Annotated in this window: 7 protein-coding genes; 4 read left to right on the top strand and 3 right to left on the bottom strand. The window is 62.5% G+C overall.

Translation table 11 applies throughout. The annotated features are described in order from the left end of the window. The 4 genes from BGN91_RS17390 to BGN91_RS17375 all read left to right on the top strand — a co-directional run. On the top strand, positions 1–635 hold a 635-nt coding region (locus BGN91_RS17390), incomplete at its 5' end, for an efflux RND transporter permease subunit (RefSeq protein ID WP_292615290.1). A gap of 249 nt (positions 636–884) precedes the next feature. Further along, positions 885–2,138, top strand: coding sequence for an FAD-dependent oxidoreductase (locus tag BGN91_RS17385; protein WP_292615289.1), 1,254 nt, complete (start codon positions 885–887; stop codon positions 2,136–2,138). 100 nt (positions 2,139–2,238) lie between these two features. Continuing rightward, the gene (locus BGN91_RS17380; protein WP_292615296.1) at positions 2,239–2,487 is read left to right on the top strand and encodes a DUF6489 family protein; all 249 of its coding nucleotides are present in this window, start codon (positions 2,239–2,241) and stop codon (positions 2,485–2,487) included. Positions 2,488–2,593: 106 nt separating this feature from the next. Further along, positions 2,594–3,676 carry a YeeE/YedE family protein gene (locus tag BGN91_RS17375; RefSeq protein WP_292615287.1) on the top strand — a complete coding sequence of 361 codons (1,083 nt, stop codon included), beginning with the start codon at positions 2,594–2,596 and terminating at the stop codon, positions 3,674–3,676. Between the two features lie 53 nt (positions 3,677–3,729). Here BGN91_RS17375 and BGN91_RS17370 read toward each other — a convergent pair whose 3' ends face one another. The 3 genes from BGN91_RS17370 to BGN91_RS17360 all read right to left on the bottom strand — a co-directional run bounded on the left by BGN91_RS17370 (position 3,730) and on the right by BGN91_RS17360 (position 6,496). After that, positions 3,730–4,959, bottom strand: a complete 1,230-nt coding sequence (locus tag BGN91_RS17370; protein ID WP_292615286.1) for a bifunctional alpha/beta hydrolase/OsmC family protein — start codon at positions 4,957–4,959, stop codon at positions 3,730–3,732. Between the two features lie 57 nt (positions 4,960–5,016). Then, a complete protein-coding gene (locus BGN91_RS17365) occupies positions 5,017–6,213 on the bottom strand; it encodes a cytochrome P450 (protein ID WP_292615284.1) in 1,197 nt (398 codons plus the stop codon). A 73-nt stretch (positions 6,214–6,286) separates the two neighbouring features. Further along, on the bottom strand, positions 6,287–6,496 hold the full coding sequence (locus BGN91_RS17360; RefSeq protein ID WP_292615282.1) for a ferredoxin: 210 nt from the start codon (positions 6,494–6,496) through the stop codon (positions 6,287–6,289). Between the last annotated feature and the right edge of the window lie 277 nt (positions 6,497–6,773).

Raw genomic sequence — 6,773 nt, 5'->3', positions numbered from 1 at the left:
CACAGAAGCTGCCGAAGGGTTTCAGCCACGATTATCTCGCCGATGCGCGTCAGTACGTGACCGAAGGTAATCAGCTCGCGATCGCTTTCGGCTTCGCTCTCATCATCATCTTCCTGGTGCTGGCGGCGCAGTTCGAAAGCCTGCGCGATCCGCTCGTCATCATGATCAGCGTGCCGATGGCGATTTCGGGCGCGCTGATCCCGCTGTTTTTCGGGGTTGCGACCATCAACATCTATACCCAGGTGGGCCTGCTGACGCTGATCGGCCTCATCAGCAAGCACGGCATTTTGATGGTCGAATTCGCCAACGAACTGCAGCTTAATGAACGTCTCGACAAACGTTCGGCGATCGAAATGGCGGCGCGGGTCAGACTGCGCCCGATCCTGATGACGACCGCTGCGATGGTCACCGGCCTGCTGCCGCTGCTCATGGCGTCGGGCGCGGGAGCGGCGAGCCGGTTCTCGATCGGTCTCGTCGTCGTGGCGGGCATGTTGATCGGAACGATGTTCACCCTGTTCGTGCTTCCGGCCGTCTACGTGGCGATTGCAACCGATCACCTGGCCGGCATCGGGTCGGAGCGCAACAAGCAGATTGCGGAATTCGACGCGGGCCCGAAGGTGTTGCGGTCGACATAGCGGCCGCGACGGCATATCGGCGGCGGGGCGCATCGAACCGGAATTGCTATATTGCAGCTCCCGGCGCTCGGTCCGCAAGCCGTCGCTCGCACGCGCGCTCCGCCTTTCGTTCTCCCCGACGTTGCCGAGTTCGGCAGGTTCTCCGTCGAACCATGCGCCCGCCAGCAGGTTTGCGCCGCCGAACGGCGATACTTAAATAGCAACGACAGCGTTCGGCGAGGCCGTACGATATTAGGTTCGGAGAGTCGTGTGGCGCCGGTCAAAGCCGATGTTCTGGTCCTGGGTGCGGGAATCGTCGGCGTTTCGGCCGCCCTGCATCTGCAGAAGCGGGGGCGGGATGTCATTCTCGTCGACCGCCATGAGGGTGCGGGCGAGGAGACGAGTTACGGGAATGCCGGTCTGATCGAATGCGCGTCGGTGTTTCCTTACGTGTTTCCCTACGATCTGCGCCAGGTTCTGCGTTATGCGCTGAACCGGTCTGCGGAAGCGCATTATCGGTTTCGCGATCTGCCGGCGTTTTTGCCATGGCTGGTTCGCTACGCGCTTGCATCTTCACCGGAGCGCGCGTTCCGTAGCGCGATGGCCGCGTTGCCGCTGATCAGGCGCAGCCTTGTCGAGCATGAGGCCCTGATTGCCGACGCGGGCGTGCCGCAGCTGTTGCGCAGGACGGGATGGATAAAGCTGTTCCGATCGAATGCGACAATCGACAGAGGCATCGCCGATCTCCAACGCGCTCGCCGGTATGGGATCGAAGCCGACGTTCTTGACGCTCAGGAAATCGCCGCACGCGAGCCCAATCTGTCGGGAACATTCGCGGGCGCCATTCACTGGCCTGCGCCGGGATTCGTTCCGGATCCGGGAGCGCTGACGAAAGCCTATGCGGCGTTATTCGTGCGTCGCGGCGGCCGTTTCATCGAGGCCGACGCGCGGACCTTGACGCAGCGTGACGCGGCGTGGCGCGTCGATGGCCCGAACGGAGCGTTGGCCGGGCGGGAAGCGGTGATCGCGCTCGGACCATGGTCGGATGATGTCTTCCGGCCGCTTGGTTATGACATGCCACTCGGCATCAAGCGCGGCTATCACCTGCATCTGGCGCCGCGCGGCAATGCGGTGCTCCATCATCCCGTTCTCGATTCGGATCGCGGCTATCTGCTGGCGCCCATGAATCGCGGCATTCGCCTGACGACCGGTGCCGAATTCGCCCGCCGCGATGCGCCGCCGTCGCCCGTGCAGATCGCGCGCACGCTTCCCGTCGCGCGCGAGCTGTTTCCGCTGGGCGGGGCGATCGATGCGGCGCCGTGGATGGGAAGACGTCCGTGCATGCCCGATATGCTGCCCGTGATCGGAAAGGCCGCCCGCCATGCCGGATTGTGGTTCGACTTCGGGCACCAGCATCATGGCCTGACGCTGGGTCCGGTGACGGGCCGCCTGCTGGCGGAAATGATGACGGGCGAGGAGCCGCTGGCCGACCCGACACCTTTTGCTCCGGGTCGCTTTGGCTGAACCCCTGTTTGCGGCTCGCGCGGGCATCATGATTGCTTGCGCCACAGGCGTTCTCGCGGCGATACTGTTCGCGCAAATCGAGGCGATACAGGAGCGCGCCATGAAAGTGAATATCGAGATCGACTGTACGCCGGTCGAGGCCCGTCAGTTTATGGGGCTTCCGGACGTGCAGCCGATGCAAACCGCCATGATGGACAAGCTCCAGCAGAAAATGGCGGAGAACATCGACAAGTTTTCGCCGGAAACTATTTTGCAGAACTGGTTTACCTTCGATCCGAAGATGGCGGAGCGCTTTCAGGACATGTTCGCCAGTATGTCGGGTCTCGGAACCGGAACAAAAGGCAAATAGCAAAGCGTCCGGCGAAGCCGGGCGTCCCGCGCGTTGCGTGGTCGCCAGCTGCTTGATGTCGCCGAAGCACCCCACATTATCGACCTCCGACTGAGAAGGACATTTCGTGTCGCCCGATCCCCACGTCACCGTTTATGCCGGCTTTCTGATCGGTCTCACCTTCGGCGTGGTTGGGCTGCTGAGCGGTTTCTGCCTGACGAGCAGCCTGCGTGGATATTGGGGGCAGGGCGATGGACGACTGGTCCGGACCTACGCGCTGGCGATTGGTGTCGCAGTCGCCGCCACGCAACTGCTAGCCGGTGAGGGCTTCGTCGATCTGGGAAAATCGATCTATCTGCAGCCATCATTTTCGGCGCCGCTGATGTTCGTGGGCGGAATCATTTTCGGTTACGGCATGGTGCTGTCGAATGGCTGCGGATCGCGCGCGCTGGTATTGCTGGGACGCGGCAATCTTCGCTCGCTGGTGGTCGTGATCGTTCTCGGCATCGCGGCGCAGATGACGTTGAAGGGCCTGATCGCGCCCGCGCGCATCACCGTGCTGCAAGCGAGCCAATCCGCTCCGAAATTCATCTCACTGCCGGCGCTGGCGGGAACGCTCGGCCTTGGCGAAACCTTCGCGCGTATGCTGGCCGGGGTAGTCGTCAGCGGTGTGCTGGTGATTTTCGCATTTTCACATGCGGCATTTCGACGTTCCGCAGGCCAGATCGCAGCCGGCCTCATCATCGGTCTCCTCGTTGCCGCCGGATGGTATGCGACCGGCTTTCTCGGCGCCGACGATTTCAATCCGATTCCGGTCACCTCGATCACGTTCGTGGCCCCGGTCGCCGATACCGTGCAATACGTGATGCTGTCGACCGGGCTGACGATGAACTTCGGCGTCGCGCTGGTGCCGGGAGTCGTGCTCGGAAGCCTCGTCACCGCCCTGGTGACGCGCCGATTTCATCTCGAGGCCTACACTTCTCCGAGTCACATGCTGCGTTCGGTCACCGGTGCGGCGTTCATGGGCTCAGGCGGAGCGATGGCCTACGGATGCTCGATCGGCCAGGGCCTGACCGGTGTTTCGACGCTGGCGCTGGCCTCGTTTGTGGCAATCACCGGAATCGTCGCGGGCGCTGCAATCGGTTTGCGCGGACCGCTTCGCGTTGCTGGGCCCGCGCCTTCGCGGGATTCGACTTCGCCGGCCCGCTAGATGATTGAGCATGACCTTGTCCGCAAAGCCGTTTCCACCTTCGGAATCAGGCTCTAACGGCCGTCCGCTTCCGACGCGCGGGTTACGATGCGGATTTCGGAGGTCAACGTCCGGTGAACCGGACACTTGTCGGCGATGTCCATCAGCCTCCCGCGCTGCTCCGGATCAAGCGCTCCTTCCATAGCGATCTCGCGTTCGATCTGGTCGACCATGCCGGTTTTGGTTTCGCACTCGGCGCAGTCCTCGGCATGTATTCTGTTGTGCCGCAGCGTCACCGCGACGCGGTCAAGCGGCAGCGCCTTGCGGTCCGCATACAATCGCAACGTCATCGACGTGCAGGCGCCGAGGGCTGCGAGCAGGTAATCATAGGGACCAGGTCCGGTATCGTCGCCTCCGGCGGTGCTTGGTTCGTCGGCGATCAATCGGTGCGGACCGACGGTCACGGTCTGCTGGAATTTTCCGCGGCGGGTTTCTCGAACGACGACGCGGCGCGAATCCGAATCCTCCGTCTGGTTGCTCGGTGCCGTTTCGAGATAGCGTTGCGCCCAGGCGGCGATCACGTCGGCGACGTAATCGGCGTCGCTTTTCCGGTTCAACAGATGGTCGGCCCCCGAAAGCGATATGAAGCTCTTCGGATGTTTAGCGGCGACGAAAATGCGGGTGGCGTTGTCGATCCCGACGGTGTCGTCGGTCGGCGAATGCAGGATCAAGAGCGCCTTCCGCAACTCCGCGACCTGTCCCATCAGGTTGTGCTCGGCGATATCGTCGAGGAATTCCCGTTTGATATGGAACGGGCGGCCGGCGAGGGAGACCTCGACCGTGCCCTGCGCGCGGATGTCCGCGACACGATCCGCGAACAGGTGCGTGACATGGGCCGGATCGGAGGGCGCTGCGATCGTCGCCACCGCTTTCGCTTCGGGAATCCGGGCCGCTGCTGCGAGGATTGCCGCGCCGCCGAGGCTGTGGCCGATCAGGATAGCCGGCGCCTTGCGGGTGTCGCGCAGGTGATCGGCTGCCAGAACGATATCCGCGACATTGGAGGAAAACGTGCTGTTGGCGAATTCTCCTTCGCTGGCGCCAAGACCCGTGAAGTCGAATCGGAGGACCGCCATTCCACGCGCCGTCAGCCCGGCAGCGATGCGCCTTGCCGCGAGCACGTCCTTGCCGCAGGTGAAGCAATGCGCGAACAGCGCGTAGGCGACCGGTTCGCCGTCGGGCAGATCCAGCGCGGCTGCAAGCTTGAAACCGTCCGACCCCAAAAACTGGAAACGCTCGTTCGGCACGCTGGCCTCCCCGAACTCATGCAGGCCGCGGCGCAAGATGCCGCGCGGCCCCTGAACTCATTCCTTGCCGAGCAACAGCGGCAGTTGGCGCGGGCCGCGCAAGCTGCCCTCCGACCATGTCGTCGGGCGCGATGGATCAAGGCGGAAATCCGGAATGCGCTTCAGCCATTCCTCGATCGCGATAAACATCTCCATGCGGGCGAGGTGGGCGCCGACGCAGCGGTGAATGCCGACGCCGAAAGCGATGTGGCGGTTTTCCTTGCGGTCAATGATGACCTTGTCGGCGTCGGGGAATATCGTCGGATCGCGGTTGGCTGCCGGGAACGCCAGCAGCACCATATTGCCGGGCTTCATCGGACAGCCGCTGACGGTGGTTTCCTTCATCACCTCGCGTCCCGAGGATGCAGGGGAAAAGGCGCGCAGAAATTCCTCGATCGCGGTCGGAAGAAGCTCCGGCTCCGCGATCAGGCGCGCGCGGTCCGCCGGCGTTTTCGCGAGATGCCAGAGCGAGGAGCCGATCGCGCTCCACGTGGTGTCGATGCTGGCGACGAGCAGCAATCGCAGCGCTCCCTGCACGTGCATATCCGTCAGCGGCTGTCCGTCCTCGGTCCGTGCATTCATCAACGTCGAGATCAGGTCGTCGGTTGGATGCTTCTTTCGTGCTTCGATGTGGACAGTGAAATAAGCCACCATTTCCTGGACGGCCTTCATCACCACGGTGTCATCGTGAAGGCCGAGTTCCAGGATCTCGTGAATCCATTTGATGAAGAGGTCGCCGTCCGTTTCCGGGATGCCGAACATATTGGTGACGGCACGAATTGGAATATATTTCGTGTAGCGCGCCGCGGCGTCGCAGCTCTTGTCATTGATGAAGCCGTCGATCAGATCGTTGCAGATCGCGCGAACGCGCGGCTCCAGCTTCTTCACCTCGTCGGGCATGAATAGCGGCAGCAGGATCTGCTTGGCGCGCTTATGCTCGGGCGGGTCCGATGTGATGGGCGGCGCGGGCGGCGGCGGCTCAGGCCGAACGCTGCGCACCACTACGCGGCGCGACGAGAAGTGATCGGTGTCGTAGCAAATTTCCTTCACCGCCTCGTAGGTGGTCGGCAGGTAGACGCCGAGAAAACGGTTGGTGTGGGCGACGGGACATTTTGTGCGCAGTTCGTCCCAGATCGGGTATGGGTTTTCAGTCCAGGTCGGATCGGTATGGTCAAAATCGTGAACCCAGTCGGTAACGGGAGCAGGGCTGGACATCGAATTCCTCCGGACAATCGCCGCCGTCTGTACGCCTGACCGGCGGGGACTCAAAAATTGCTAAAATTCGATTTCATTCTTCGTCGATCGTGATCGCGATTTCCGGGCAATTGGCCTGCGCGAGCCACGCCTTGTCCTCAAGTCCGGCCGGGACGGTACCGTCGCCGATCTCGTGGGCGTAGCCCCATTCGTCGAGTTCGAACAGTTCGGGCGCCAGCGACTTGCATCGTGCGTTCCCTTGGCATTTGTTGGGATCGACTCGAACCTTGAGGGTGCCGGACATGCAGGGGTCGTCCTCTGAGATGACTGCGATTGATCGGCCTGAAGGAAAGGATAGCCGCTCTGTCAGTACGGCGCCACTGTCGGCGGTGCCATGCACGCCTTTATACAAAGATCATCTGAGGCACCGCCAGGGATGTTCGGTGGTTCGTGTAATGCCGCCTGACGGGTAACAAGCTGTGGCATCGCCATCGATCTCACGCTGCTAAGGTCGGATCGATCGCTGAGCCCGCTTTCTCAACGATGCGGGGCATCGACCGATGGCGGCTCAGCCTCTGTCG

The sequence above is a fragment of the Nitrobacter sp. 62-13 genome, from assembly GCF_001896955.1.
GTDB lineage: Bacteria > Pseudomonadota > Alphaproteobacteria > Rhizobiales > Xanthobacteraceae > Nitrobacter.
This window is presented reverse-complemented; position numbering and strand designations above follow the sequence as displayed.

Coding starts and splice junctions, on each gene's coding strand:
- BGN91_RS17360 (WP_292615282.1), bottom strand. CDS start 6,496: ATGTCCGGCACCCTCAAGGTTCGAGTCGATCCCAACAAATGCCAAGGG.
- BGN91_RS17365 (WP_292615284.1), bottom strand. CDS start 6,213: ATGTCCAGCCCTGCTCCCGTTACCGACTGGGTTCACGATTTTGACCAT.
- BGN91_RS17380 (WP_292615296.1), top strand. CDS start 2,239: ATGAAAGTGAATATCGAGATCGACTGTACGCCGGTCGAGGCCCGTCAG.